The following is a 26,407-nucleotide window of genomic DNA, read 5'->3' as shown; positions in this document are numbered from 1 at the left end:
CGATCTCATGCCTCCTCTTGGGTTCGGTTGCCTCAGACCTCGATGGTCAGGAAAATGCGTTCCATGCTGTCGATCTCCGTGTAGGCGATGCGCAGGTAGACGTTGTCGCCCTCGGACTTGCGCTCCGGATCGAGTCCGGCCTCGATGTCCGTCAGCACGCTGGCCAGCTCCAGCCGCTCAAGGTACGCCTTCACGGCGGAGATGAGCGCCGCCTGGCCGTCGGCGTTGTTGTCGAGCTTGCCGATGTAGCTGTCCGCCGCCGTTTTTGGAATGTCCGTCGCGACCGCCTGCCGCGCCCGGATCGTGCGGATCTTGGCTCCGCTCGTCACGAGCCCCTGCTCGACCTTGACCTTCTCTCCGTCATGGACGAGCGCGAGCGAGCCTTTTTCGAGCGCGGCCGCGATCTCGCTGTTCTTGAGCCGCCGCAGCGCGTCGGTCGCGGACACCTGGGCGTACGTGATCGACTTGTTGATGCCGGTGCCGGCGATCAGACCGGCGACATACGGCGCGTATTCGCCCGAGGAGTAGGACTTGCCGCCCGCCTCCGCGCCGGTGATCAGATTGACCGCGTAGTCGTCCTTCAGCTTGACGCTGCGGGCATTGCCGAGCGCCGGGTCCTTGTCCTCGTCCCTCGTGCCGCCGAATACGGCGAGGAAGTGCTTGCCGTCCTTGCGGCTGCTTTTGATCCACGCCAGCGTCAGATCGACCTCCGACGCCTCCACCTCGGCCGGATAGACAAAGACGTTGAACGGCCTCGCCTCCAGCTGGTCGCGCATCGAGAGGAAGCTTTTCGCCCGGGACGCCTTGAGCGCGTCGCCCTCGCCCGTCGGCGGCGTCATCGTGTACACGAGAACCTCGCGCGCCCCTCCTTGCAGGACGAGCAGCACCGGAGCCGCATCCGCCTCGCCGAACAGCTCGACCGCCTCGGCCGGCTTTTCGATCGTGTAGAACTTCTCCTTTGCCGCCGTGCCGTATTTCAGCAGCGGCAGCGCCACCGTGCCGCGCGCTCCTCCCTTGATTACAGCTGCCGCCGCGTTCACGAAATTGATGTACAGTCCCGGACGCGCCGGCAGGCTCGTCGTATCCCATGTACCGCCCATGTTCGTCGCCACCTTTTCCTTCGATTTGCTTGTTCGGTGCTGCTCAGCCTTCCCGGCTGTCGTTCAGATGAAGCTTCTTCATTTTCGGAGCTGCCGGCAGCTCCAGCCGCTCGCGCACGGTGCCCTGCAGCTGGCAGCTGCAGCGATGCAGGCCGCCTTCGAGCCGCTCCGACTGTCCGAGCCTCGCCAAGGCCAGCCCGCGCACGACGGTCGCTTCCTCACCGGACGCCGGCCTCGGCGAGGCGATCAGCGCCTCGAGCGCCAGCACCGCCTCCCCGGCGCTCGAGCGGTAGCAGGCGACGGCATAGCTGCGCTCCGCCGCGACGGCATGCGCCATGTCGAGCCGCCGCTCTTCCGCCAGCAGCGCCACCGTCCAGTCTCCGTGAGCCGGCTCGGCCGGAGGCTCGTGCCGGCTGATCGCCGCATTCGGCTCAAGCCCCTTGATCCAGGCGCAGATGGCCTCGATGTCCGCCGTGATCGTGATCGCTCTCTCCTCCTTTCGGGCACAACCTGGATTATAGGAGCGCCGAGGGGGGACGGGGGAGGATGAACTTTTATCACCCGGCCTCGGAACGGATGTTCAGCGGGGGGATGATGGAAGTTCGCCCTGTTCAGCTGAGGCGGGACTTGATATACTCCATGAAAAACAGGCTCGGAGGAGGCGGTCCGCATGCGCCGCATACGCGTCATGCTGGTGGAGGACGATCCGTTCTGGCAGGAAAACATCAGCTCCGATCTGGCCGCCGAAGCGGATATCGAGGTCGCCGCCGTCTGCGGAAGCAAAGAAGAAGCCCTGCAAGCGGCAGCGCTTGACAGGGCTCTGGACGTGGTGCTGATGGACATCAATCTGTCGGGCAACAAGCTCGACGGACTGGAGGCGGTGCAGGAGCTGTGGCCGATCGTCGGCGAGCGCGACGTCAAGGTCATCATGCTGACGTCGCTCAAGGAAAGCTCGATCATCCTGAAATCGCTGCAGCTCGGAGCGGTGAACTATATGACCAAGCAGAGCTGCAAGGATATCGTCCGCGCGATCCGGGAAGCCGCCGCGGGCGCCGCGCAGATCCACGCGGACGCAGCCGGCGCGATGCGGGCCGAGCTGCAGCTGATGGAGCTGACGCCGACCGAGCGCGAGGTGTACGAGCTGCGTCGGGCGGGGCTGAGCCGGCAGCAGATTTCCGACCGGCTGTACAAGTCCGCCCATACGATCAAGTCCCAGATCAAAAGCATCCGCAGCAAGCTGCTGCCGTTCCGGCTCCATCAGCCCTCGCGCGCGGCGGACGACGAGCATGATTGAGCCCGCGCATGCCGGCTGGCGCAGGCTTGCGGCGTCAGCCCTCGCTTGCGGCGGACGGCGAGGAGGCATGCCGCGCCTGCTCCGCGGCGGCGAGCGGCGGCCTCGCGCGGAATCGGGATGCCGGCAGCTGCAGCTGCACGATCGTCCCGCTGCCCGGCTCGACAGGCGGAAAGACGATCGCTCCGCCGTGCTTCTGGGCGACCTGCGCGCAATAGGACAGGCCCAGCCCGTGGTTGGACGCGTTTCTTTTGGTCGTGTAGAACGGCTCCATGATGCGCGGCGCATGCTCGGGATCGATGCCCGCGCCGTCGTCGCGCACCTCGACGATGAACCGCTTGCGCGTCGAAAAGGCGCGCACCGAGATGGTCCCTTCCTTGCCCTTCGCCGCATCGGCGGCATTTTGCAGCAGGTTCGACACCGTCTCCAGCAGATGCATCCGATCGCCTCTCAGCTCCCCGTCCTCCACGCTCGACTCGAGCCTCGTCCCGCGACCTGCCAGCTGAGGCCGCATCGGCCCGAGCGCGCCCTCCAGCATTTCCCGCACATCGACGGCGGCTTCGCGCAGGACGATCTCGTCCGACTTTTCACGGATGCTCTCCACCATGGAGAGCAGATGCGAGGTGACGCCGCCGATCTGCCGCAGCGATTCCTTCGACCGCTCCGCCTCCCCGTTTTCCAGCTGTCCGGCCGCCTTTTCCGTCAAGTAGTCGATTTTTTGAATCTCGTTCTTGATCGAGTGGTTCAGGATCGACACGCCCATCGTGATCGCGCGCAGCGAGTAGCTGCGGCGCTCGCGCTCGATGCGCAGCTTGATGCCGAGGAAGCCGTTGCGGATGAGCTGGTACAGGATGGCCCCGACGAGGCTGAAAATCATGATGACGTTCAGCTGCCACAGGTTGTTGCTTTCCAGGCGGAAATCCCACATGCGGAGCTCCAGCCGCTTCATGCCGAGGAAGTCGGTCACGTACGCCCAGACGACCGCCGCGGAGAACAGCCAGGCGACGCGTTTCTTGTTGCTCAGGCTGTACATGCTGCCGTCCCGCCAGTAGGCGAGGAAGAAGAAAAACACGGCCGCAGCGAGATAGAAGCCGACAAGCAGGCGCTGCTCCTCGAAGGCGAAGACGTTCCACGGCTCCCGCTCGAGATGGCGCAGCAGGTTCAGGACGGCGGGCAGCAGCAGCGCGGACGCAAGCAGGTGACGCGCGCGGCGGGACTCGATGCCGCCCATCCAGAGCGCGCCGAGCGAGGTGATCGCGGGAAAAAGGTACAGATAGACGGTCATCATGAAGACGCTCGCCTGATAGAGGATCGTCTCGACGTCCGGCGTCAGCCAGCCGAGCGGCTGGAGGCGCGGAAGGATCGTCAGATGGATGGAGAAGGCGCAGCTGGACATGCCGCCGCTCAGCATCGTCAGCGCGATCCAGAAATTGCGGCGGAAGTTGAAGGCAAGGAACGTCAGTCCCAGCGTCCATAGCGACAGGAACATGAACAGATACAGGATCGTCAAGCTAGCGTCCTCCATTGCTGGCCAAAAAGCCCGATTCCTTTCGCTCCGATTATACGGCAGCGCGCCGCCAGCAGGGATGGGCCTAAAGTCATAGGCACGGACAGCGGCGGTTTTTACACAATGTTAAATGTACAATCCGGCCTTTGCCCTCTATACTCTTGAGCGAACGTTCAGGCGCGGTTAAACCGATGTTCAGTCCTCAGCCGCCGCGGATGATTCCAATTCGACTGGGAGGGATTTTTATGTGGAAACGCAAGCTTGGCTGGGGACTTGTCGCGATGCTCGCCTTTATGGCGGCGCTGTTTCCGGGCGCTTCCGTCCGGACCGAGGCGGCAGCCGGCTATGACGCCGTCATTTATTTTCCGTTCGACCGCTACCCGCTGACCGGCGATCATATCCGCGACGCGATCGCGGACGGGCATTCGGCGATCTGCACGATCGATCGGGCCGGCGCGGACGCGAACCGCAAGGAGTCGCTCAAGGGCATCCCGACCAAAAGCGGCTACGACCGCGACGAATGGCCGATGGCGATGTGCGACGAAGGCGGTGCAGGCGCGGACGTGCGCTACGTGCCGTCCTCCGACAACCGCGGCGCAGGGGCATGGGTCGGCAACCAGCTTTCCTCGTACGCGAACGGCAAGCGGATCAAGTTTGTCATGTCCTACGGCAGCTGACGAGCCTTCTCCGCGTCCGGCGGATCGGCTATACTGAAGCTACCCGATTCCGGCGCATTCAACCGGTTGAAAAAGGAGTGATGCCGCATGACCCGATTGGGCACCACCGAGCTGCTCGTATCCTACTCTCAGCTCGCGGCGTACAACCGCAGCGAGGAGCATCCTTATTCCGACTGGACGGACGAGCATGTCGGCCAAGGCTTTGCCTGGCGCGAGGGCAGCGTCTCGTTCGGCACGCTCGGCGATGTCCGCAGCCTCGTCGAGCTGGAGCTTGACGAGAGGCTGCCCGAGCCGGCAGCCGACGCGGTCCGCGTCATCGTCGTGCCGTTCCGCGCGGACGGCAGCGGCATCGCGGTCAGCAGCATCCTGTCGGGGACGCTGGCGGCCGAGCTGCCCGCCGGCTTGTACGAGCTTCAGTTCGAAGCGTTCGAGCCGGCGGGCGGCGGCGATGGCCCCGGCCGCTATCGGCTCGCCTTCGCCCCGGCGGAGTCGCCGGCGGCTCGCATCGTCCGGCAGGACGAGGAGCTCGACCCGCCTGCCGAGCTGGTCCTGGCCGCGGAGGCGGCCGTTTGAACATGAGCCTGGCCGCATCCGTGCATGCACGGATGCGGCCAGGCTTTTTTTCGACGGTCCGGTCGTTCGATGTCCCCGTCTAGATCCGCTTGGCACCGAACCGAAAAGGCGCATCGCGTGCAGCCGTCAGCTGCTTTGCGATGCGCCTTTGCGCTCCCTGGCCTCAGCTCTCTCGCTCGCCCGTCAGGAAACGGTAGCCGATGCCCGGCTCGGTCGCGATATAGAGCGGATCGGCCGCGTTGTCCTCGAGCTTCTTGCGCAGATGGCCGACATAGACGCGCAGATAATGGCCTTCCGACTCGACATGGCCCGGTCCCCATACTTGCCGGAGCAGCTGCTTCTGCGTCATCACCTTGCCCGCGTGCTGCGCGAGCGCCTTGAGCAGATCGTACTCGGTCGGCGTCAGCTTCACCCGCTCCCCCGACAGCTCCACGATCCGCTGCGCCAAGTCGACCGTCAGCCGCCCGAACCGCAGCACCGGCTCGGCCGCCGGGCCGCCCGCCGCATGGCGGAGGGCGACGCGGATGCGCGCGACGAGCTCCCCCGTGCCGAACGGCTTGGTCACATAATCGTCCGCCCCGCTGTCGAGCGCCTCGATCTTGTCCTCCTCGCCGTCCTTGGCCGTCAGCACGATGACCGGCATCGGCGACCACTCGCGCAGCCGCTTCAGCACGTCCAGTCCCGGACCGTCCGGCAGGCCGAGATCGAGCAGCACGAGGTCGGGATGCCCGGCCGCTGCCTGCAGCAGGCCGTCCTCGCCCGTGACGCTCTCCTGCACCTCGTAGCCATGCGCCTGCAGCGTCATCCGCAGCAGCTTGCGGATTTGCGGCTCGTCCTCGATGAGCAGGATGCGCGCTCCGCCCGCCTTATTCGTCATGCTCTCCGCCTCCTGTCTGGTCCGTTGCAGCCGCCGGCAGCTCGACGGTCATGACGGCGCCGATGCCGCCGTCCCCGGGTCCGGCGGCGATCGAGCCGCCATGAAGCTCGGCGACCGCCTTGGCGATGGACAGGCCGAGTCCCGTCCCGGTCACCGACGCTGCATTGCCGCTGCGATAAAATTTCTGGAAAATCCGCTCCCGGTCCGCCTCCGGAATGCCGATGCCCTCGTCGCGGACGGCGATCCGCACGAAGCCCTCCCGCTCCTCGGCGGCGATGACGATCCGGCTGCCGTCCGGCGAATATTTGACCGCATTGCCGATCAAATTGACGAGCATCTGCTCCAGCAGCACCGGATCTCCCCGCAGCAGAGGGGCGGGATCGCCGAGCCGCAGCTCGACCGCCCGTTCGCCCCGAGCCTCCTTCAGCTGGCGAAGCGCCGCGCCGACCAGCTCGTCGGTGCCGACCCAATCCCGCCTCAGCCGCAGCAGGCCGCTCTCCAGCCGGACCATGCCGAGCAAATTGGCCACCAGCCGGTTCATGCGCAAAGCCCCTCCGCGGATCGAGACGAGCAGCTCGCGCCGCTCCTCCTCGCCGAACAGCGCCCCCGATTCCAGCAGGGCGCTGCTCGAGCCGATCATCTCCGCGAGCGGCGTCCTCAGCTCATGCGAGACGGAGTCGAGCAGCGCGGCCCGCAGCCGCTCCGACTCGGCCGTCACCTGCGCCAGCCTCGCCTCCTCGCCCCTGCGGATACGGGCCAAAGCGCCCGCCGCCAGGCCGGCCATCGCCTCGCAGCGGGTGCGGTCCGCCGGCCACGCCCCTGCCTGCTGCGGGTCGCCCCGCAGCAGCAGCACGCCGAGAGACTCTTCCTCGGCCGTCAGCGGGAGCAGCAGCGTCGCTCCGTCCAGGATGCGGATGCTGCCCGCGTCCCCGGCCTCCTGCCGGGCGACGCTCTCGACGATCCGCCGCATGCGCTCCTCTTCCACATCTGGCGCAGCCGCCGGGTCGGCGCCGTAGCGGACGAGACGTCCGTCTTTTCCCGGCAAATAAAAGACCGTCTCCTCCCCGGTCAGGCTGCCGATGCCCGCCCGGAACGTCCGCACGAGCGACTCGACATCCGCTACGTCGCTCATGCTCCGGCTGATGTCATACAGGATCGCGGTCTGCCGCTGCTGCGTGACCGCCTGCCGCACCTGCCGCTTCAGCCGTCCGGCCAGCTCCGACGTGAGCAGCGCCACGGCCAGATAGACGGCGAACGAGACCAGATAGCGCAGGTCCGCCACCGTGAAGCTGAGCACCGGCGGCACGAAGAAGAAGTCGAACGCCAATATGCCCGCTCCCGCTGCGGCGACGGCCGGACCGCGTCCGCCGTAGACCGCTCCGATCAGAATCGGAAACAAATAGATCAGCGCCGCGTTGACCGGATCCATGCCCAGCTCGGGCACCCGCATGAGCGCGGTCAGGGCGGCCGTGCCCGCCACTACCGCCGCATAGGGCAGCCAGCTCGGCTGTGCGGCTGCTTCCGCCATGCTCCGTCACCCTTTCCAACCGATATCGTCCCATTATACCGCACCGAGCCGCCCCAAGCCCGGCGCGCAGCCGTAAAAATAATATAAAGAATGCGGATTTTTTCCGACAATCTGTCCGGCTCGCGCTTTACAAAATGTATAGCCCTCTTTCTTCCAATCGTTGGTATAATCGGAGCGAATTCCAATCCATTCGATGTCAGGAGGCATGAAGTCATGAAATCCGTCGTCCGTCTCATCGCCAGCATCTCTCTTGTTCTCGCGCTCGTCCTCGGCAGCTCGCCGCAGCTCGGGCTGCAAGCCGTTCCGTCCGCCGCCGCCGCGGTGTCCGGGCCTACGGACTTTGCCGGCATCATCAGCTACCTGAAGGCGAACGGCAAGCTGCCCCCGAACTTCCTGACGAAAAGCCAGGCGACGAGCCGCGGCTGGGTATCGAGCCAGTGCAATCTGGCGACCGTCGCTCCGGGCTACAGCATCGGCGGCGATACGTTCCAGAACCGCGAGGGCAAGCTCCCGGCCAAAAGCGGACGGACGTGGAAGGAAGCGGACGCCTACTACAGCTCCGGATGCCGCAACGCTTCCCGCGTCCTCTATTCAAATGACGGCCTGTACTACACGACGAGCGATCATTACGTCACCTTCACGAAGTGGAACTGAGATGGTAGACTAGAAGCGGAGAGGGACTTGCCGGAAACGGCAAGTCCCTTGCCATGCAGGCTGGAAAAGGGGGTCTCGACATGAGAGAGCTGCTGCTGGACGGAAGCAAGCTGCAGGCATGGAACGACATTCACGATTGGTTTGCGGAGCAGTTCGGCTTTCCGGAGCATTACGGCCGCAACCTCGACGCTCTCTACGATTGCCTCGGCGACTATGCCGCGCCGCCGCTCCGCTTGCGGTGGCTGCGCTTCGAGGAAAGCCGGGTTCGTCTCGGCGAGGATGCCGCGCGCGCGCTCCTGCAGCTGCTGCAGGACGTCGAGTCGGAGCTGGACGGCTTCGAGGTGAGCGTCGAATGAAGCTCCGCTTGTTCCGCGCAGGCTGCCTGCTGCTGCTCGCTGTCCTTTTGGCCGCGGGCTGCGCCCTGCGGACGGAGGACGCAGCCCGCGGCGGCTCCGGAGCAGACGGCGCGGACAACAGCTTCGCTACGATCATCGGCCATCTTCGGGAGCATGGCGAGCTGCCGGAGCATTTCCTGACCAAGGCCGAGGCCCGGAAGCGCGGCTGGAACGCCAAGTCCTGCAATCTCGCCGACGTGCTGCCCGGAGCGAGCATCGGCGGCGACCGCTTCCAGAACCGCGAGGGGCTGCTGCCGGCCAAGTCCGGCCGGATCTGGCGGGAAGCGGATGCCGAGTACGAGTCGGGCTGCCGCAACGCGAAGCGGGTCGTCTATTCCAACGACGGCCTCTATTACGTCACCGAGGACCATTACAAGTCGTTCCGGGAATGGACGGCTCCTTGATCGCAGAATGAAAAAAAGCAGCTCCCGAGCGGCCGTCTTCCGGCCGTGCGAGGAGCTGCTTTTTTGCATGCGCCGCTTGTTGTTGCTCAGATCACGCTGCGCGAGGAGACGTAACGGTCCTTCCACCAGCCGCTCGTCAGGCTGTGGATCGCCACCCCGTCCGCCGAAGGCGTGTTGTGGATGAACTGTCCGTTGCCCATGTAGATGCCGACGTGATTGATGACGCCGTTGTTTGAGCCGACCGTATCGAAGAAGATCAGGTCGCCCTTCTGCAGATTGGCCCGGCTGACGGCCTGGCCTTGGCTCTTCTGCACGCTCGTGCCCCACTTCAGGCTGACGCCGGCTTGTCCGTAGACGAACTGCGTGAACGACGAGCAGTCGAAAATGAGCCGGGATTCGTTGCGGACGCCGTAGCCGTAGCTGACTCGTCCGATATAGCTCTGCGCGATCGAGACGACTTGGTCGCGCTTGGAGGAGACGCCTGGGGACGTCGTGCCGCCGGTCGAGCCGCTCGGTCCCGAGTAGGTCGAATATTGGCTGGAGGAGGAAATATAGCCGCTCTCGCCTCGCGGCGTCAGCACATGCAGCCAGTAGGCGTTCGCCTGGCCGACGACGTGGACCTGCTCTCCTTTTTTCAGCATGCGGATCTTGTCCGATCCGGCGCTGGCCTGAACCCTCATGTTGACGCCATATGTAATCTTGGTCTCGTAGGATGCCGCCGCCGAAACGGTGCTCGAGGCGGGAATCCAGGCCCCGCCTACGGCTCCAAAAGCGATTGCCGCGCTCAGCGCCACCTTGATCTTGTTTCGGCTTGCCCAACTATTGTTCATTCTGGATGCTTCCTCCTTGGGTGCAAGTTGTACCCTGAGCATACCAGAAATGAATCGCCCTATATTTTTCCACAAAGAGCGGAAAACCAAGGACGGCTTGGCTCGGCCGCCCTTTGTTAGAAATAAATGAGAAAGCTCTAACCTTTCATTTCCTCTATTTCCTCTCCTGCCTCCCCGTCGCCTGCCAGACCGTGCGTCTGCCGGAAGTAGGCCCGATTGTGCAGCATGCTCGGATGATCCGGAAATAGGCGCAGCGCAGCTTCGTTATGCTCATGCGCCTTGGCGTACAGCCCCATCCGGTCATAGCAGAGGCATAGCTGAAGATGCGGATACCAGGTGCCGGCCGTACGATCGGACAAGCCCATCGTCGACGGCCAATCCGCCTTCAGCGCCTGCTCGTACCAATAGGCCGCGATGCCGTAGCTGCCGCTGTCGAACAAGGCGTTGCCGATGGCACAGCAGCCTTCCGGCCGCGGCTTGTCGTAAGCAAGCGCGCGCAAGGCGGACTGCAGCCGCAGCTCCGGCTGCCCGAGCGCTTCGTAGCACGCCGCGAGCTTCATGCAAGCCTGCAGATTGTCCTCCACCCAGCCTTCGCCGGTCCGCAGCATCGTCTCGTAATGGATCGCCGCTTCGTCATGGATGCCGTGATCCTTGAGCTCGTTGGCGTAGTAATAGAGATCGCGCACCGAAAACGCCTCTCCCCGCTCCCGCCGCTGCCGGTAGATGCGCAGGTTGCGGTCGGTATAGGCTTTGTCCTTGCCGTGCTGCACCGCCGCATCGGCGTCCAGATGAGGTCCCGAGGCGTCCAGATACTCATGCACCGCCCCGATCCAGCGGAAGCCGCGATCCCTGCGCACGATGCGGTTGCGGCGCAGGCTCGACAGCGGCTCCCCATCCGCCCCGCGGCTGAGCACGTACGGCATCGTCACCCGCCAGATCGAAGGGTCCAGCGTCCGCTTCAGCTCCAGCAGGCGCTCGGCGTCCTGCGGCTCGACGTAGTCGTCGGCGTCCAGCCAGAGGATGTAGTCCATCTTGGCATGAGAAAAGGAGAAGTTGCGCGCGGCGGCAAAATCGTCGATCCACTCGAACGGCTCCACTCTCGCTCCGAACGAGGCCGCGATCTCTGCGGTGCGGTCCTCGGAGCCCGTATCCGCGATGACGATCTCGTCCACGACTTCCCGGACGGAGGACAGCGCCCGTGCCAGCACCGCCTCCTCGTTCTTGACAATCATGCACAGGCTGATCGTGATCACAGCTCATCCCTCCTGTCTCCACCGTATTCGCATTCTCCGCTCTCCATGCCTAGCGCGGCTTCACCTCCCGGCCTCGTGCCGCATATACAGGCAACATCGAAGGACCGACCGCTCTCGAGCGCTCGGCAGCTAGAAAGGAGCGGCGGAGAGTGGCCCCTTCAAGGCGCGGCAAGAAACGATTCAAATCCCGCCCATCGTTGCGCAGGCTGCTTCGGTGCGCTGCTACGCTGGCGGATAAGCGCTGGTCGGGAAAAGAGCTGGCGCGAAAGCTGGAGCGGCTTATCGAGGCGGAGGGCCGGAAGGCATGCGCGAAGCCCAAGCGACGCAAGGCGACTCGGCCGAGCGGCGGCATGAAGCCTTGCCAGAGGAAGCGGCGGCGGCCGAAGGCTCCCTGCCGGCCTTGTGATGCCGGAAAAATCAAGGCGCTGGTGAATGAAGAGCTTGGCCTGATCGTGCCTTTGCTGCCTCCGGGCAGCACCGGGGCGACGGGGGCGACTGGTGTTGCAGGAGCGACGGGCCCTACTGGGGCGACAGGTACAACTGGTTTGAGCGGAGCCACGGGTGCGACCGGCGCTACGGGCCCGACTGGGGCGACTGGCGTTACTGGTGCGAGCGGAGTTACTGGCGTCACTGGGGCGACAGGTTCTAGCGGTGCGACTGGGGCGACAGGTTCTAGCGGAGCTACTGGGACTACTGGAGCGACTGGTTTGACCGGGGCGACTGGAGACACGGGCGCAACAGGTCCTACCGGGGCGACCGGCTTTACAGGCGATACTGGTGCTACTGGCGTGTCTGGTACGACTGGAGCGACTGGGGCCACGGGTGCGACTGGCATCACAGGTGCGACAGGCTTCGCTGGAGACACGGGCGCGACTGGCTCTAGCGGTGCGACCGGGGCTGCTGGCGCAACCGGGGCGACTGGAGACACGGGCTTGACCGGGGTGACTGGTTTTACGGGGACCACGGGTGCAACCGGGGCGACCGGCGCTACGGGTCCGAGCGGAGTCGCAGGGGTGACTGGCTTCACTGGCGCGACTGGCGTTACGGGTGCGAGCGGAGTTACTGGCGTCACTGGGGCGACCGGTTCTACCGGGGCCACGGGAGACACTGGCTCGACAGGAGCAACTGGATTTACGGGGACGACTGGCGCTACGGGTGCGACAGGTGCAACTGGGGCCACGGGTGCGACTGGAATCACGGGTTCGACTGGCTTCGCTGGAGACACAGGCGCGACAGGTTCTAGCGGTGCGACCGGGGCAGCCGGCGCGACCGGGGCGACCGGCTTTACTGGCGCAACTGGTATTACAGGTGCGACTGGCCTCCCTGGCGATACTGGCGCTACGGGTGCGACCGGGGTGACTGGAATCACGGGGGCGACAGGTGCGACCGGAATCACTGGCGACACTGGCGCTACGGGTTCTAGCGGGGCGACTGGAATCACGGGTGCGACAGGTGCGATAGGTGCGACCGGGGCCACTGGCGACACGGGCGTGACCGGAATAACCGGCTTTACCGGGACAACGGGTGCAACTGGGTCGACCGGCGCTACGGGTTCTAGCGGCGCTACTGGATCCTCAGGTGTGACAGGTTCGACCGGCGCAACCGGAGACACGGGCATGACCGGGGCGACTGGGTTTACTGGGGCAACTGGGGCGACCGGAGCCATTGGCCTTACGGGCGCGACGGGCTTAACAGGGACGACGGGCGCTACTGGTGCGACCGGCTTTACAGGTGCAACGGGTTCAACCGGGGCCACTGGAATCACGGGTGCGACTGGTTCGACAGGAGCCACGGGAGACACGGGCGCGACTGGTTCTAGCGGAGCTACTGGAACCACAGGCGCGACTGGTTCGACAGGTGCGACCGGGGCCACGGGCGTGACCGGAGCCACGGGCCTTACCGGGACAACTGGCGCGACCGGCTTTACTGGCGACACGGGTCCAACCGGGGCCACGGGTGCGACGGGCTTCACTGGAGACACGGGCGCGACAGGTTTTAGTGGAGCTACTGGGACTACTGGAGCGACTGGTTCGACCGGGGCTACTGGCGACACTGGTGCGACCGGGGCTACTGGCTTAACAGGGACGACAGGCGCTACTGGGGCAACGGGCGTAACCGGAGTAACCGGTTTTACAGGCGCGACGGGAGCCACCGGCGCTACGAGTCCAACCGGGGCCACTGGAGCGACGGGCTTTACAGGTGCGACGGGCTTCACTGGAGACACTGGAGCGACCGGGATAACTGGCCTTACGGGGACGACGGGTGCTACTGGCTTTACTGGCGCGACGGGCGCGACGGGTTCTAGCGGAGCTACTGGAAACACGGGTGTGACAGGTTCGACCGGGGCAACTGGCGACACGGGCGTGACCGGGGCAACTGGCGACACTGGCTCGACAGGAGCAACTGGCTTTAACGGGACGACGGGCGCTACTGGTGCGACTGGTTCTAGCGGTGCGACCGGGGCTGCTGGCGCAACTGGGGCGACCGGCTTTACAGGCGCAACAGGTCCTACCGGGGCGACAGGTGCAACTGGTTTTACAGGTGCAACGGGCTTCACTGGAGACACAGGCGCGACTGGTTCTAGCGGAGCTACTGGCTCCACGGGGGCGACAGGTCCAGCCGGGGCCACTGGGACGACGGGCTTTACGGGTGCAACCGGGGTGACTGGCCTTACAGGGACGACTGGTGCAACTGGGGCGACAGGCGCAATTGGCTTTACAGGCGTGACGGGCTCCACTGGAGATACTGGAGCGACGGGCTCTAGCGGAGCAACTGGCTCCACGGGGGCGACAGGTGCAACCGGGGCCACGGGCGACACGGGTTCGACAGGTTCGATCGGGGCGACCGGCTTTACAGGCGCAACAGGTCCTACCGGGGCCACGGGTGCAACTGGTATTACAGGTGCAACGGGCTTTACGGGCGACACAGGCGCGACAGGTTCTAGCGGAGCGACTGGCTCCACGGGGGCGACAGGTCCAGCCGGGGCAACTGGCGACACGGGCGTGACCGGGGCAACGGGCTTAACAGGGACGACGGGCGCTACTGGTGCGACCGGCTTTACAGGCGATACTGGTGCGACTGGCATGACTGGGGCCACTGGCGTAACCGGTTTTACAGGCGCGACGGGAGCGACCGGCGCTACAAGTCCAACCGGGGCCACGGGAACGACGGGCATTACAGGTGCGACGGGCTTCACTGGCGAGACTGGAGCGACGGGTTCTAGCGGAGCTACTGGCTCCACGGGGGCAACAGGTTCGACCGGGCCCACGGGCGACACGGGTTCGACAGGAGTAACTGGCCTTACAGGGACGACGGGCGCTACAGGCGAGACAGGTTCTAACGGTGCGACCGGGGCTGCTGGCGCAACCGGCGCGACAGGTGCAACTGGTTTTACAGGTGCGACCGGATTCACTGGAGACACTGGCGCGACTGGAACCACGGGGGCGACTGGTCCAACCGGGGCAACTGGCGTGACCGGGGTGACGGGCTTTACAGGGACGACGGGCGCTACTGGAGACACTGGAGCGACCGGGCTAACTGGATTTACGGGGGTGACTGGCTTCACTGGCGCTACGGGTTCCAGCGGCGCTACGGGCACCACGGGGGCGACTGGTTCAACCGGGGCGACTGGCGTAAACGGAGTGACTGGATTAACGGGGACGACTGGTGCAACCGGAGCGACTGGCTCTACGGGTGTAACGGGCTTCACTGGTGAGACTGGCGCTACGGGTTCCAGCGGTGCTACTGGGATCACGGGGGCGACTGGTTTAAACGGCGCGACTGGAGACACTGGCGCAACCGGAGTAACTGGCCTTACAGGAACGACTGGTGTAACAGGTGCGACCGGCTTTACAGGTGCAACGGGCTTCACTGGAGACACTGGCGTGACCGGGGCCACGGGCGACACGGGCGCGACGGGTTCTAGCGGCGCTACTGGAACCACAGGTGCGACAGGTCCAACCGGGGCTACTGGCTTTACGGGCGCGACGGGCTCTAGCGGAACCACTGGAACCACAGGTGTAACAGGTGCGACCGGGGCTAGTGGCACCACAGGTGCGACTGGTTCGCCTGGGGCCACTGGCTTTACGGGCGCGACCGGCTTCACTGGCGAGACGGGCGCGACGGGTTCTAGTGGAGCTACTGGAACCACGGGGGCGACCGGAACGACCGGGCCTACTGGCGACACGGGCGTGACCGGGGCGACTGGTGACATGGGGACGACTGGTGCAACCGGAGCGACTGGCTCTACGGGCGACACGGGCGCGACGGGTTCTAGCGGTGCTACTGGAACCACGGGGGCGACTGGAATGACCGGGCCTACTGGCGACACGGGCGTGACCGGGGCGACGGGCTTAACGGGGACGACTGGGGCGACCGGAGCTACTGGTGCTACTGGTGCGACGGGCTTCACTGGCGCGACAGGTTCTAGCGGCGCTACTGGCACCACAGGTACGACAGGTCCTGCCGGGGCAACTGGCGACACTGGCGCGACTGGAGTAACTGGCCTTACAGGTACGACTGGCGCTACTGGCGCGACAGGCCCTACCGGGGCCACTGGTGCAACTGGAATTACAGGTACGACTGGAATCACGGGTGTGACAGGTGCGACCGGAGCGACTGGCTTTACGGGCGCGACCGGCTTCACTGGTGATACTGGCGCGACGGGCTCCAGCGGTGTCACTGGCGACACTGGGGCGACAGGTTCGACCGGGGCATCTGGCGTGACCGGAGTGACTGGCTTTACGGGGACGACTGGTCCAACTGGGGCGACTGGAATCACAGGCGCTACTGGCGTTACGGGTTTGAGCGGAGTCACTGGCGACACTGGGGCGACAGGTGCGACCGGGGCATCTGGCGTGACCGGAGTGACTGGCTTTACGGGGACGACTGGTCCAACTGGGGAGACCGGAGCGACTGGCTTTACGGGAGCGACGGGTTCTAGCGGAGCTACTGGCATCACGGGTGTGACAGGTTCGACCGGGGCAACTGGAGACACGGGCGTAACCGGGGTAACTGGCCTTACCGGGACAACTGGTGCAACTGGCGCGACCGGAGCGACGGGCTCTACGGGCGCGACGGGTTCTAGCGGCGCTACTGGCACCACGGGTGCGACCGGAACGACCGGGCCTACTGGCGAGACTGGCGTGACTGGCGTGACTGGCGTGACCGGGACGACTGGCGCTACTGGTGCGACGGGCTTTACGGGCACGACGGGGACGACCGGGGTAACTGGCCTTACTGGGACGACTGGTGTGACCGGCGCTACTGGCTCTACAGGAACAACTGGCACTACTGGTGTGACGGGGGCGACGGGATTCACAGGCGCAACAGGCGCGACGGGACCAACAGGAGCTACAGGCGTTACTGGCGAGATTGGCGCAACGGGCCTTACTGGTGTGACGGGCTTCACAGGCGCAACGGGGACGACCGGAGCGACCGGTCCGACCGGAACGACCGGAACGACCGGAACGACCGGAGCAACTGGAGTTTCTGGCGCTACTGGTGTGACCGGCGCTACTGGTGTGACCGGCGCTACTGGTACAACTGGCGTGACGGGGACGACGGGTCCTAGCGGGGCGACCGGCTTTACGGGCGCCACAGGAACGACAGGCCCGACTGGTGCGACCGGAGCCACCGGCATATCTGGAGAGACCGGATCTACAGGCGTGACGGGGACGACCGGCGCTACTGGCGTGACCGGAACGACCGGGGTTTCTGGAATAACTGGAGCTACAGGCGCTACTGGTACGACCGGCTTTACGGGCACGACGGGGACGACCGGCGCCACTGGGGCAACCGGGGTTACTGGAGCCTCTGGCACCACCGGAGTTACGGGTGCGACTGGATTTACAGGCGCGACGGGGACGACCGGGACCACCGGCGCAACGGGTCCCAGCGGAGCTACTGGGGCTACTGGGGCTACTGGGGCTACTGGGGCTACTGGGGCTACTGGGGTTACTGGGGTTACTGGGGTTACTGGAGTTACTGGGTCCACTGGCACGACGGGCGTGACCGGGGCAACAGGCCCAATCGGCACTACGGGGACGACCGGCGCTACGGGCGTTACAGGAGCGACCGGATCCACTGGAGCCACAAGCGCCACCGGCGCGACTGGACCTACCGGCCCGACAGGTCCGACCGGAGCAACAGGTGCGACTGGCTTCACCGGAGCGAGCGGAATCACGGGCGCGACGGGCGTGACCGGATTCACTGGCCCGACGGGCGCGACCGGAATCACGGGCGCGACGGGACCTAACTTCCTCTCGAACGGCTTCTCCGCCACGCGAACGCCGAGCACGTCGTCGAGCAGCACGCAGCTGACGGGCTGGAGCACCGCGTCGCCGTTCTACCCCGGCACCGGATTCGACCCGACGGGCGGCAACTATACGGTGCCCGTGACCGGACGCTACTCCATCGAGGCGACGATCAGCTACTCGACGACCGCGTCGCTCAGCGTCTCTCTCGGCTCCAGCGTGACGCCGGCTTTCGTCATCCAGCGCACGTCGCCGGTCTCGACGGTTCTCGTCACGGGATTGTTCCCGGTTCTCGACGTCAACATCGCCCTCCTGCTGACGCTGCGGGCGATCCTCGGCTCCGCGACGATCACGATGGCCGGCGAATACCAGCTCAATGCCGGCGACGTCATCGGCATCTACTATGTCGCCAACGGCCTCACGGTCAACCTCAACCTCGGCGGTGCCTCCGCCAACGTCTCCACCTGGGCGATCCATCAGATGGCTTGATTTCCGATGAGGACGGCCGCCGATGCGCAAAAGATAAAGACCCGAGACGATGCAGAGCCGGCTCTGCCTCATCTCGGGTCCTTGCATTTTCAAAAGATTAGATCCGTCCGCCCGCACGCGGCACGACGCTGATCAGCTCCAGCAGCTCTCGATCCGAGAGCGCCTCGGCTCCCTCCTCCGCGCCTGCGGGCCGGACGAGCTCCTCCATCATCCGCAGCTTGCGGCTCTGCAGCTCATGCATCTTCTGCTCGATCGTGCCGCGCGCCGCAAGGCGGATGACCTGCACGACCCGCTGCTGCCCGATCCGATGCGCGCGGTCCATCGCCTGCTGCTCGACCGCAGGATTCCACCACAGGTCGTACAGGATGACCGTATCCGCGCCGGTCAGGTTCAGTCCGGTGCCGCCCGCCTTCAGCGACAGCAGGAAGACGTCGCGCTCGCCTTCGTTGAAGCGGCGGCACAGCTCCACCCGCTCCCGGCTCGGCGTCGAGCCGTCGAGCTGGAAGCAGTCCAGCCCTTCCTTTTCCAGACGACGCCGGATGAGCGCGAGCATGGACGTGAACTGCGAGAAGATGAGCGGCCGCCGGCCCGCCTCAAGCGCGTCGCGGACGAGCGAGGCGAGCTGCTCGAGCTTGGCGGAGCCGCCTTCGTAGCCTTCGACGAACAGCGCCGGGTGGTCGCAGATCTGCCGCAGCCGCGTGATGCCGGCGAGGATGCGGATCCGGTTCTGCTCCAGCTCGTCCTTGTCGATATGCCGCAGCGTTTCCTGCTGCAGCTGCACCAGGTAGGCGGCGTACAGCTTCTTCTGCTCCGGCAGCAGCTCGGCGCTGTGCAGCGTCTCGATCTTGTCCGGCAGCTCGCGGATGACGTCCCGCTTGAGCCGGCGCAGCAGGAACGGCCGCGTCCTCGCCGCCAGCTCCTCGCGCGGCATCTCCTCGAATTGACGCTTGGAGCCGAGCAGCCTTGGAAAGACCGCGTGGAAAATCGACCACAGGTCCGCGGCGTGATTTTCCACCGGCGTGCCCGTCATGGCGAAGCGGTACTCCGCCGTCAGCGCCGACACGGCGCGGGCCGTCTGCGTCGATTCGTTCTTGATCGTCTGCGCCTCGTCGAGCAGCAGCGCCGCAAACGGCTGAGCCCCGTAGCTCTCGGCGTCCAGCCGCAGCAGCGGATACGAGGCGATCACGACGTCCGCCTCGCCGGTGCCGGCCGCCGCGAGCTTGCGGAGCCGCTCCTTCTTGGCCCCGTCGGCCACGACCGCCCTCAGCCCGGGAGCGAAGCGCTCCAGCTCGGCCGCCCAGTTGTAGACGAGCGAGGACGGGCAGACGACAAGCGCCGGCCGGCCCGTCCGCCGGATCTCCTCCCGGATCGACAGGAGGAACGCGATCGCCTGCACCGTCTTACCGAGTCCCATCTCGTCCGCCAGAATGCCGCCGAAGCGGTAGCGCGCCAGCGCCTTCAGCCAGCGGTAGCCGGCCTTCTGGTAGTCGCGCAGCACGCCATTCAAGCCTTCCGGGATCAAGTCCGCGCTGCGCTCCGGATGGCGCAGCTCCTGCAGCAGCCGCTCCGCCTCCGCGCTCGTCTCCATGAGCGGGCTGCCGGCCAGCTCCTCCAGCAGCGAGACGCCGGCAGCGGCCGGAGCCCGGTAGCCGTAGGCGGTCCGCTCGGCGTACGCAAAGCCGGTCTCGTTGATATAGCGGACCAGCTGCTGATACGCCTCCGACCGGAGCGGCAGCAGCGCGCCGCTGCGCAGCCGGTGGTACGGCCGCTTCTCCTCGAGCGACTGCAGCACGGCGCGGATCTCCGACTCGGGAATTCCATTCATCTCGAAGCGGAACTCCAGCCAGTCGGTGCGCTCGTCCGGCTGCGCCCGGATGTGCGGCGGCGGATCGGGATGCAGCCGCGTCTTGACCGCCGTCGTGGCATACACCTGGACCAAGCGCTCGAGCCGGGGCAGAATCTCGTACAAAAAGGCGAACTCCTCTTCCTCGCTCGACAGGCTGCAGCCTTGCTCGGTCAGCGTCATGCGGCCTTCCTTCATCAGGTCCAGGATGTCGGCTTCCTTTTCCCGGTCGCGCACGAGGATGCGGCCATGGGCGGGCTCGTCCCCTTCGCGCAGCGGCTCGATCGCGATGTCGCCGTAGCGGAATTCCAGATCCGCGACGAGCCGGTCCTTCACCCGGTCGAGATACAGCCTCGCCTTGAGCGGCGGACGATCGAGCCGCTGCGCCATCTGCGGGCTCACGCTCACCTCCGCCATCCGTCCGAGGCCGGGCAGCACATGCCGCGCCAGCTCCTCCAGCTGCGGCCGGGAGAGCGAGAGCCGTCCTTCCGGCAGCGGCCGAAACAGCTCCTGCAGCGCCGTCAGCCTGCCGCAGCCCTCGTGCCCGAGCGCGATGAGCCGGCCATGCCCCAGCGCGGCGCCGTACGCGGGCAGAGCCAGCAGCGCATCGAGGCCGCTGGCCGTCAGCACGCCTCCGCCATCGCTCGCCGTCTCCAGCCCGAAGCGCAGCCCCGTCGACTCGCTCCGGTCGAGCCGGAACGGGGCGGGCCGGTCGCCGCCGTGCAGCCGGGCTTCGGAGCAGGCCTCCGCGAGCCGGACGATCTCGTCCCAGTCGCCGGGCGGGATGTCGAGCCGGTCCTCCCGCTCTCCCGGCTGGCCGGAGCCGTCCGCCCGCAGCAGCGCCTCGGTCGAGGCGATCCGCGCCAGCCCGCGCAGCAGCGCCGCCGAAGCCGTCTCGAACCGATGCCTATCCGGATCGTACGCCTCCGCTGAGGTGATCGTCGCCTTGCGGCTCTCCATGATCCGGCGCAGGAAGCTGCGCAGCCGGTAGATCGGCTTCCAGCCGTCCGCCAGCCGCACCGACAGGCCGACGCACAGCAGCGGCTCGCCTCTTCTCGCGCGCGGCTCGAAGTCGAACCGCAGCTCCAGCCGCTCGCGGGCATCGAACAGCGCCGGCCGCGACAAGCCGCTGCCGGGACGCGGCTGCCGCTGGAACGCCTGCTTCAGGCTGTCCAGCGCGCGCTCGGTCGCCGTCCGCTCCCCGCCGCCGGGGCCGGGCCCCGCTGCCGCCGACGACGACGGCTTGGCCGGCGCACCTGCGCCTTCGCCGCGGCGCAGCGCATAGAGCACGGCCGCGACATGCTTGCATGACTGGCCGTAGGAGCCGATGTCCAGGCAAAAGCTGCAGGACGCTTCGGGGAGGCTCCCTGGCTTCACTCGCAGCTCCACATGCGCGACAGGCTTGCCGAGCACCTCCGCCCGGATCACGTCCGAGCCGGCACTGCCGCTGCGGATGGCGACAAGCCCGCGCTCGGCGAGCTGCCTGCCCTTGCGGCTGGACAGCTTGCCGCAGCTGCGCTCGATTTCCGCCTCGTTCCATGCGGGCTTGTGCATGGCTCCCCCTCCTCTCTCTTGCCGCTCCCTGCGGCAAGTCCACCTCCGATCGTATCATAGTCGGCCGTCCGACAGGTAGCTTACGTCGTCTCCTCTTCGGCGAACGCCTTGGCCAGCTTCCCCGAATCCGCCTCGTAATCGGCGACGACGAGCACGTCGAGACGGCGCGCCTCCCGCAGCACGCTGCGGACGAGACGGTTGGCGCAAAACGGCCTCCAGCTGCGCCCGGCGGGCTGGCCGACGATAATCTGCGTCGCCTTCTTCTCCGCGGCCCAGCCGAGCAGCGCGGCGGCAGCCGGCTGCCGCTGCTCCCGGCGCAGCAGCCGGAAGCTGCCGCCGAGCCGCTCCGCCAGCTGCCGCAGCTGCTCCAGCCGGCCCTCGAGCTCCGGCGCGAGCGGTCCGCGGCCATGCACATAGACGACATGCCAGGCCGCCTTCAGCCGGTAGGCGATCCGAAAGCCGCGGCGGATGAGCCGCTCGGCGCTCGGACTGGCCGTGACGGCGACGAAGATGACCTCCTCCCTCCGCCACGGACCGCGCAGCGACCCGCGGCGGTCCCATGACTCCAGCCGCTCGTCGACATCGTCGGCCAGCTCCCGCAGCGCGAGCTCGCGCAGCGCGATCAGATTGCCGAGCTTGAAAAACTGCCCGAGCGCCGCCTCGACCTTCTCCGGAGCGTAGATTTTGCCCGCCTTCATCCGCGCCTGCAGCGACTTCGGCGAGACGTCGACGAGCTGCACCTCGTCGGCGAGGCGCAGGATCCGGTCCGGCACCGTCTCGCGCACGACGACGCCGGCGATCTGCTCGACCGCGTCGCCTAGGCTCTCCAGATGCTGCACGTTCATCGTCGAGATGACCGAGATGCCGGCGTCGAGCAGCCGGATCACGTCCTCCCAGCGCTTGCGGCGCTCGCTGCCGGGGATGTTCGTATGGGCCAGCTCGTCGACGAGCGCGACCTCCGGCCGCCGCTGCAGGATGGCGTCGACGTCCATCTCCTCCAGCAGCGTCCCCCGGTACTGCGCCTGGCTACGAGGCACGATCTCGAGCGCGCCGACCTGCGCCTGCGTATCCTCCCGGCCATGCGTCTCGAGCAGGCCGATGACGACGTCGACGCCCTTCTGCAGCAGCTCGCCTCCCTCCCGCAGCATCGCGTACGTCTTGCCGACGCCCGGAGCCGCCCCGATGTACAGCTTGAAGCTGCCCCGCCGCAGCTGCCCGATCTCCGCCTTGAGCTCCTGATCCGTCAGCCGCCGGTAGCGGCTGCGCGGCTCGCGCTCCGGGCTGCGGGCGGGCAGGATGCGCTCTCCGGTCCAATCGGAGCGGTCGGCGACGAACAGCAGGTCGATGTTGCGCGTCATCGTCAGCAGGCGGTTCGCGATCGAGCCTCGGCGCCATTCCTGCCACGGCGTCTGGCGCGAGTGGCCGAGCACGATCCGGGTCGCCTTGCGCTGCAGCGCGAAATGGAGCAGCTGCCGCGGCAGGCGGCGGCGCGAGCGGAACGTACGCTCCTCGAACGAAGCGCCGACCTTGCGGGCGAGCAGGCGGATGGAGCGGCGGAACGCCTCCTCCTCCACGCGCAACGCCCGTCCTGACGGGACGAAGGCGACGACGTCCATCTCGCCGCCGAGCCGCTTGGCGACCTGCTGGCCGCGCCGCACGAGGATCGATCCGTTCCAGTGGTACTGGACGGCGACGAGCACGCGCTCGGCGATGCCGGACGGACCGGCGAGCCCGAGCTCCTCGCGATGCTTTTCGAGCGTGCCGTTCACGCCCTCCGCCATCGTGCGCAGCGCAAGCTCGCGCAGCCGCCCGAGCGTCCCGCGCTCCAGCCAGCGCGGCGGCAGCGATGGATTCGCCCCTTCGGCCGCGCGTTCCAGCAGCGTATCCGGCGTGACGTCGATCAGCCTCATCTCGTCGGCCAGCTCCAGCGCCCGAGCCGGCACGAGATGGTCGATGCGCAGCCCGATCCAGCTGCGCGCAAGCGCGGCCGCTCCTTCGAGCTCGTAAATGTTGACGGTCGTGACGACGCTGATGCCGCGGGCCAGCAGCAGCTCGATATCCTCCAGCCGGGATTCCCGAGGCGCGTCCGGCCGATTGCGATGAGCCAGATCGTCCACGAGGACGACCTCGGGATTGCGCTCCAGCAGCAGCTCGACATCGAGATCGACGGCTTCGCCGCGGCTCCAGGCGACGCCCGCCACCGTCTCCAGCGGCGGCTGCGCGGCCGGAGCGGAGGCCGCCTCGCCGCTCTCCTCCACCGGCGGCGACACGACGGCGTCGACGCCCTGGCGGAGCAGCTCTTCTCCTTCGCGCAGCATATGGTACGTCTTGCCGGAGCCCGCGACCGCTCCGACCAGGATGTTCAGCCTCCCGCGCTTCAGCTTGAGGATGGAGGCCAGAATTTCTTCCGGCGACTTTCGTTTGAACGGCTCCATGAGCGCTTCCCTCCATGAACGGGCAAAGCCCCGCTCTCCAGAACGGAGAAGCGGGGATTCGCGCCTTACTTGGACGCCGCTTCGCGCAGCGCCAGATTGAGCTCCAGCACGTTCACCGTCGGCTCGCCGAACAGCCCGAGCCGGCGAGGCGCCGTATGCCGCTCCACCAGCTGCTCGAGCTCGGCCTGCGGGATGCCGGTCTCCGCGCTGACGCGCGGAATTTGCACGCGCGCGCCTTGCGGGCTGATGTCCGGATCGAGGCCCGAGCCGGAGTTCGTGACGAGGTCAAGCGGCACCTCGCTCAGCGGCACGTCCGGATTGGCGGCCTGCCAGTCGAGCGCCGACTGCCGCGCCCGCTCCAGCAGGTCCGGATTCGACGGAGCGTAGTTCGGCGTGCCCGAGCCGTCCGCGGCGTAGCCGATGCTCGACAGCCGCCCGTGGAACCAGCGCGGCTCCGTGAACGTCTGGCCGATGAGCTCCGAGCCGACGATGCGGCCGTCCTCCTCGATCAGGCTGCCGCTGGCCCGATGGGGCATCAGCGTCTGGGCGATGCCGGTCGCCGCCAGATTGTAGACGACGCCGCAAAGCAGCATGAGGACGAGGCTGATGCGGAGACTGCTGGCGAATAGCTGCATGGTCGGTTCATCCTTTCGAGGTTCGATTGTTCCGTCGATCGCCCGCATCCGCTTATACCATCCACATGACGGCAAGGTCGATCAGCTTGATGCCCGCGAACGGCACGATGACGCCGCCGAGGCCGTAGACGAGCAGATTGCGCCTCAGCAGCGCGGCGGAGCCCTGCGGCTTGTAGGCGACGCCCTTCATCGCGAGCGGGATGAGCAGCGGGATGACGATCGCGTTGAAGATGAGCGCGGACAGGATCGCCGACATCGGCGAGTCGAGCCGCATGATGTTGAGGACGTCCATCTGCGGGATCGCCGCCATGAACATCGCCGGGATGATCGCGAAATACTTGGCGACGTCGTTCGCGATGCTGAACGTAGTCAGCGCGCCGCGCGTCATAAGCAGTTGCTTGCCGATCGCTACGACCTCGATGATCTTGGACGGATCGGAGTCGAGGTCGACCATGTTCGCCGCCTCCTTGGCCGCCGTCGTGCCGCTGTTCATGGCGATGCCGACATCCGCCTGCGCCAGCGCCGGCGCGTCGTTCGTGCCGTCCCCGGTCATGGCGACGAGCTTGCCCTGAGCCTGCTCGCGCTTGATGACCGCGATCTTGTCCTCCGGACGGCTCTCGGCGATGAAGTCGTCGACGCCGGCCTCCCGGGCGATCGTCTGCGCGGTCAGCGGATTGTCGCCGGTGCACATGATCGTGCGGATGCCCATCTGGCGCATCTGCTCGAAGCGCTCCTTCATGCCCGGCTTGACCGTATCCTTCAGGTAAATGAGGCCGACGATCTTCTCGTCCACCGCGACCGCGAGCGGCGTGCCGCCCGCCGAGGCGATACGGTCGCTTTTCGCGTCCAGATCGCTCGGAACGTCGCCGCCCTTCTGCCTGGCCCACGTCTTGACCGCGTCGACCGAGCCCTTGCGCACGCATCGTCCATCTGCGAGATCGAGGCCGCTCATCCGCGTCTCGGCGCGGAACTCGATCCACTCCCCGCCCTCGGCCAGCGCCGGGTCCGCCGACAGCCCCATCTTGCGGGCCAGCTCGACGACCGAGCGGCCTTCCGGCGTCTCGTCCTTGACGGAGCCGGCGAGCGCCCACTCGGCGACGGCCGTCTCGCTCCAGCCGCCGACGGAGACGAACTCGCTCGCCATCCGGTTGCCGTACGTGATCGTGCCCGTCTTGTCGAGGATGATCGTGTTGATGTCGCCGGCCGCCTCGACCGCCTTGCCCGACATCGCGATGACGTTGAACTGCGTCACGCGGTCCATGCCGGCGATGCCGATCGCCGACAGCAGGCCGCCGATCGTCGTCGGGATGAGGCAGACGAGCAGGGCGATCAGCACCGGCACCTCCAGCTTCACCCCGAGGAAGCCCCCGAGGAACGGCAGGCTCGCCACGACCATCAGGAAAATAAGCGTCAAGCTCGTCAGCACCGTGCTGAGCGCGATCTCGTTCGGCGTCTTCTGCCGCTTCGCTCCCTCGACGAGAGCGATCATGCGGTCAAGGAACGACTCGCCCGGATCGCTCGTCATGCGGACGCGGATCGAGTCGCTGAGCACCTTGGTCCCTCCGGTAACGGAGGAGAAGTCGCCTCCCGCCTCCTTGATGACCGGAGCGGACTCGCCGGTGATCGCGGACTCGTCGACGGACGCGAGTCCCTCGATGACCTCGCCGTCGCCGGGAATCCACTGGCCGGCCTCGACGCGCACGACATCGCCCTTGCGCAGCTCGCTCGCCGGCACCTCCTTGAGGCCCGCCGAGCCGCTCTCGCGGAAGGCGACGACGTCGCGCTTGGAGCGCTTGAGCGAGTCGGCCTGCGCCTTGCCGCGGCCTTCCGCCAGCGCCTCCGCGAAGTTCGCGAACAGCAGCGTCACCAGCAGGATCGCGGCGACGACGACGTTGAACCAGGCCGGCGTGCCGCCCCCGAACGCATCCGGGACGACGGCGAGCAGCAGCGTGACGGCGAAGCCGATCTCGACGACGAACATGACCGGGTTGCGGACCATCACCCGCGGATCCAGCTTCAGGACCGATTCCTTCAGAGCCTGGCGGACGATCGGTCCGCCAAGCGTCGATCTATTTTGGCTCATGGCTAGCTCTCCTCTTTTCTGTCCG

At 66.6% G+C, this 26,407-nt stretch carries 18 protein-coding genes; 7 read left to right on the top strand and 11 right to left on the bottom strand.

What is annotated here, in order from left to right:
• Positions 1–32: 32 nt before the first annotated feature.
• Together GE073_RS10485 and GE073_RS10480 are read right to left on the bottom strand one after the other, a co-directional pair.
• Positions 33–1,100, bottom strand: a complete 1,068-nt coding sequence (locus tag GE073_RS10485; RefSeq protein ID WP_043111535.1) for a phage tail sheath subtilisin-like domain-containing protein — start codon at positions 1,098–1,100, stop codon at positions 33–35.
• Positions 1,101–1,143: 43 nt separating this feature from the next.
• Positions 1,144–1,470, bottom strand: a complete 327-nt coding sequence (locus GE073_RS10480; RefSeq protein ID WP_028599614.1) for a hypothetical protein — start codon at positions 1,468–1,470, stop codon at positions 1,144–1,146.
• 300 nt (positions 1,471–1,770) lie between these two features.
• On the opposite strand from GE073_RS10480, the gene GE073_RS10475 reads away from it, so the two are divergent.
• Positions 1,771–2,394 carry a response regulator transcription factor gene (locus GE073_RS10475; RefSeq protein ID WP_028599613.1) on the top strand — a complete coding sequence of 208 codons (624 nt, stop codon included), beginning with the start codon at positions 1,771–1,773 and terminating at the stop codon, positions 2,392–2,394.
• 34 nt (positions 2,395–2,428) lie between these two features.
• Here the strand turns inward: GE073_RS10475 and GE073_RS10470 are convergent, their stop codons facing one another.
• On the bottom strand, positions 2,429–3,901 hold the full coding sequence (locus tag GE073_RS10470) for a sensor histidine kinase (RefSeq protein WP_164820099.1): 1,473 nt from the start codon (positions 3,899–3,901) through the stop codon (positions 2,429–2,431).
• 278 nt (positions 3,902–4,179) lie between these two features.
• On the opposite strand from GE073_RS10470, the gene GE073_RS10465 reads away from it, so the two are divergent.
• Together GE073_RS10465 and comJ are read left to right on the top strand one after the other, a co-directional pair.
• Complete coding sequence (locus GE073_RS10465) at positions 4,180–4,575, top strand: NucA/NucB deoxyribonuclease domain-containing protein (protein ID WP_028599611.1); 396 nt, start codon at positions 4,180–4,182, stop codon at positions 4,573–4,575.
• A gap of 87 nt (positions 4,576–4,662) precedes the next feature.
• The gene (comJ, locus tag GE073_RS10460; protein WP_153783426.1) at positions 4,663–5,148 is read left to right on the top strand and encodes a competence protein ComJ; all 486 of its coding nucleotides are present in this window, start codon (positions 4,663–4,665) and stop codon (positions 5,146–5,148) included.
• 163 nt (positions 5,149–5,311) lie between these two features.
• Here comJ and GE073_RS10455 read toward each other — a convergent pair whose 3' ends face one another.
• Positions 5,312–6,025, bottom strand: a complete 714-nt coding sequence (locus GE073_RS10455; RefSeq protein ID WP_028599605.1) for a response regulator — start codon at positions 6,023–6,025, stop codon at positions 5,312–5,314.
• A complete protein-coding gene (locus tag GE073_RS10450; protein WP_101808980.1) occupies positions 6,015–7,553 on the bottom strand; it encodes an ATP-binding protein in 1,539 nt (512 codons plus the stop codon). Before GE073_RS10450 ends, GE073_RS10455 begins: the two co-directional genes overlap by 11 nt.
• Positions 7,554–7,766: 213 nt before the next feature.
• Between GE073_RS10450 and GE073_RS10445 the strand changes: the two genes are divergently transcribed.
• From GE073_RS10445 to GE073_RS10435, 3 genes are all read left to right on the top strand, one after another.
• Positions 7,767–8,207, top strand: coding sequence for a ribonuclease domain-containing protein (locus tag GE073_RS10445; protein ID WP_028599604.1), 441 nt, complete (start codon positions 7,767–7,769; stop codon positions 8,205–8,207).
• 80 nt (positions 8,208–8,287) lie between these two features.
• Complete coding sequence (locus GE073_RS10440; RefSeq protein ID WP_028599603.1) at positions 8,288–8,563, top strand: barstar family protein; 276 nt, start codon at positions 8,288–8,290, stop codon at positions 8,561–8,563.
• Complete coding sequence (locus GE073_RS10435; protein ID WP_028599602.1) at positions 8,560–9,006, top strand: ribonuclease domain-containing protein; 447 nt, start codon at positions 8,560–8,562, stop codon at positions 9,004–9,006. Before GE073_RS10440 ends, GE073_RS10435 begins: the two co-directional genes overlap by 4 nt.
• Before the next feature lie 86 nt (positions 9,007–9,092).
• Here the strand turns inward: GE073_RS10435 and GE073_RS10430 are convergent, their stop codons facing one another.
• Together GE073_RS10430 and GE073_RS10425 are read right to left on the bottom strand one after the other, a co-directional pair.
• Positions 9,093–9,836: a C40 family peptidase gene (locus GE073_RS10430; protein WP_052333397.1), complete on the bottom strand. Its 744-nt coding sequence runs from the start codon at positions 9,834–9,836 to the stop codon at positions 9,093–9,095.
• A 137-nt stretch (positions 9,837–9,973) separates the two neighbouring features.
• A complete protein-coding gene (locus GE073_RS10425; RefSeq protein ID WP_028599601.1) occupies positions 9,974–11,089 on the bottom strand; it encodes a glycosyltransferase family 2 protein in 1,116 nt (371 codons plus the stop codon).
• Between the two features lie 1,193 nt (positions 11,090–12,282).
• On the opposite strand from GE073_RS10425, the gene GE073_RS10420 reads away from it, so the two are divergent.
• The gene (locus tag GE073_RS10420) at positions 12,283–17,832 is read left to right on the top strand and encodes a beta strand repeat-containing protein (RefSeq protein ID WP_416362103.1); all 5,550 of its coding nucleotides are present in this window, start codon (positions 12,283–12,285) and stop codon (positions 17,830–17,832) included.
• A 97-nt stretch (positions 17,833–17,929) separates the two neighbouring features.
• Here the strand turns inward: GE073_RS10420 and GE073_RS10415 are convergent, their stop codons facing one another.
• The 4 genes from GE073_RS10415 to kdpB form a co-directional block, all read right to left on the bottom strand.
• Positions 17,930–21,229: a DEAD/DEAH box helicase gene (locus tag GE073_RS10415; protein WP_153783425.1), complete on the bottom strand. Its 3,300-nt coding sequence runs from the start codon at positions 21,227–21,229 to the stop codon at positions 17,930–17,932.
• An 80-nt stretch (positions 21,230–21,309) separates the two neighbouring features.
• Positions 21,310–23,664 (bottom strand): histidine kinase, encoded by a 2,355-nt coding sequence (locus GE073_RS10410; RefSeq protein WP_153783424.1) that lies wholly within the window; start codon positions 23,662–23,664, stop codon positions 21,310–21,312.
• Positions 23,665–23,729: 65 nt separating this feature from the next.
• Entirely contained in the window at positions 23,730–24,299 is a 570-nt protein-coding gene (gene kdpC, locus GE073_RS10405; protein ID WP_153783423.1) for a potassium-transporting ATPase subunit KdpC, read from the bottom strand.
• Between the two features lie 52 nt (positions 24,300–24,351).
• Positions 24,352–26,382 carry a potassium-transporting ATPase subunit KdpB gene (kdpB, locus tag GE073_RS10400; RefSeq protein WP_028599597.1) on the bottom strand — a complete coding sequence of 677 codons (2,031 nt, stop codon included), beginning with the start codon at positions 26,380–26,382 and terminating at the stop codon, positions 24,352–24,354.
• Between the last annotated feature and the right edge of the window lie 25 nt (positions 26,383–26,407).

This window comes from Paenibacillus sp. B01 (genome assembly GCF_009649995.1).
Classification (GTDB): domain Bacteria; phylum Bacillota; class Bacilli; order Paenibacillales; family Paenibacillaceae; genus Paenibacillus_O; species Paenibacillus_O pasadenensis.
This window is presented reverse-complemented; position numbering and strand designations above follow the sequence as displayed.

Coding starts and splice junctions, on each gene's coding strand:
- GE073_RS10485 (WP_043111535.1), bottom strand. CDS start 1,100: ATGGGCGGTACATGGGATACGACGAGCCTGCCGGCGCGTCCGGGACTG.
- GE073_RS10475 (WP_028599613.1), top strand. CDS start 1,771: ATGCGCCGCATACGCGTCATGCTGGTGGAGGACGATCCGTTCTGGCAG.
- GE073_RS10465 (WP_028599611.1), top strand. CDS start 4,180: ATGCTCGCCTTTATGGCGGCGCTGTTTCCGGGCGCTTCCGTCCGGACC.
- comJ (WP_153783426.1), top strand. CDS start 4,663: ATGACCCGATTGGGCACCACCGAGCTGCTCGTATCCTACTCTCAGCTC.
- GE073_RS10455 (WP_028599605.1), bottom strand. CDS start 6,025: ATGACGAATAAGGCGGGCGGAGCGCGCATCCTGCTCATCGAGGACGAG.
- GE073_RS10450 (WP_101808980.1), bottom strand. CDS start 7,553: ATGGCGGAAGCAGCCGCACAGCCGAGCTGGCTGCCCTATGCGGCGGTA.
- GE073_RS10445 (WP_028599604.1), top strand. CDS start 7,767: ATGAAATCCGTCGTCCGTCTCATCGCCAGCATCTCTCTTGTTCTCGCG.
- GE073_RS10440 (WP_028599603.1), top strand. CDS start 8,288: ATGAGAGAGCTGCTGCTGGACGGAAGCAAGCTGCAGGCATGGAACGAC.
- GE073_RS10435 (WP_028599602.1), top strand. CDS start 8,560: ATGAAGCTCCGCTTGTTCCGCGCAGGCTGCCTGCTGCTGCTCGCTGTC.
- GE073_RS10430 (WP_052333397.1), bottom strand. CDS start 9,836: ATGAACAATAGTTGGGCAAGCCGAAACAAGATCAAGGTGGCGCTGAGC.
- GE073_RS10415 (WP_153783425.1), bottom strand. CDS start 21,229: ATGCACAAGCCCGCATGGAACGAGGCGGAAATCGAGCGCAGCTGCGGC.
- GE073_RS10410 (WP_153783424.1), bottom strand. CDS start 23,664: ATGGAGCCGTTCAAACGAAAGTCGCCGGAAGAAATTCTGGCCTCCATC.
- kdpC (WP_153783423.1), bottom strand. CDS start 24,299: ATGCAGCTATTCGCCAGCAGTCTCCGCATCAGCCTCGTCCTCATGCTG.
- kdpB (WP_028599597.1), bottom strand. CDS start 26,382: ATGAGCCAAAATAGATCGACGCTTGGCGGACCGATCGTCCGCCAGGCT.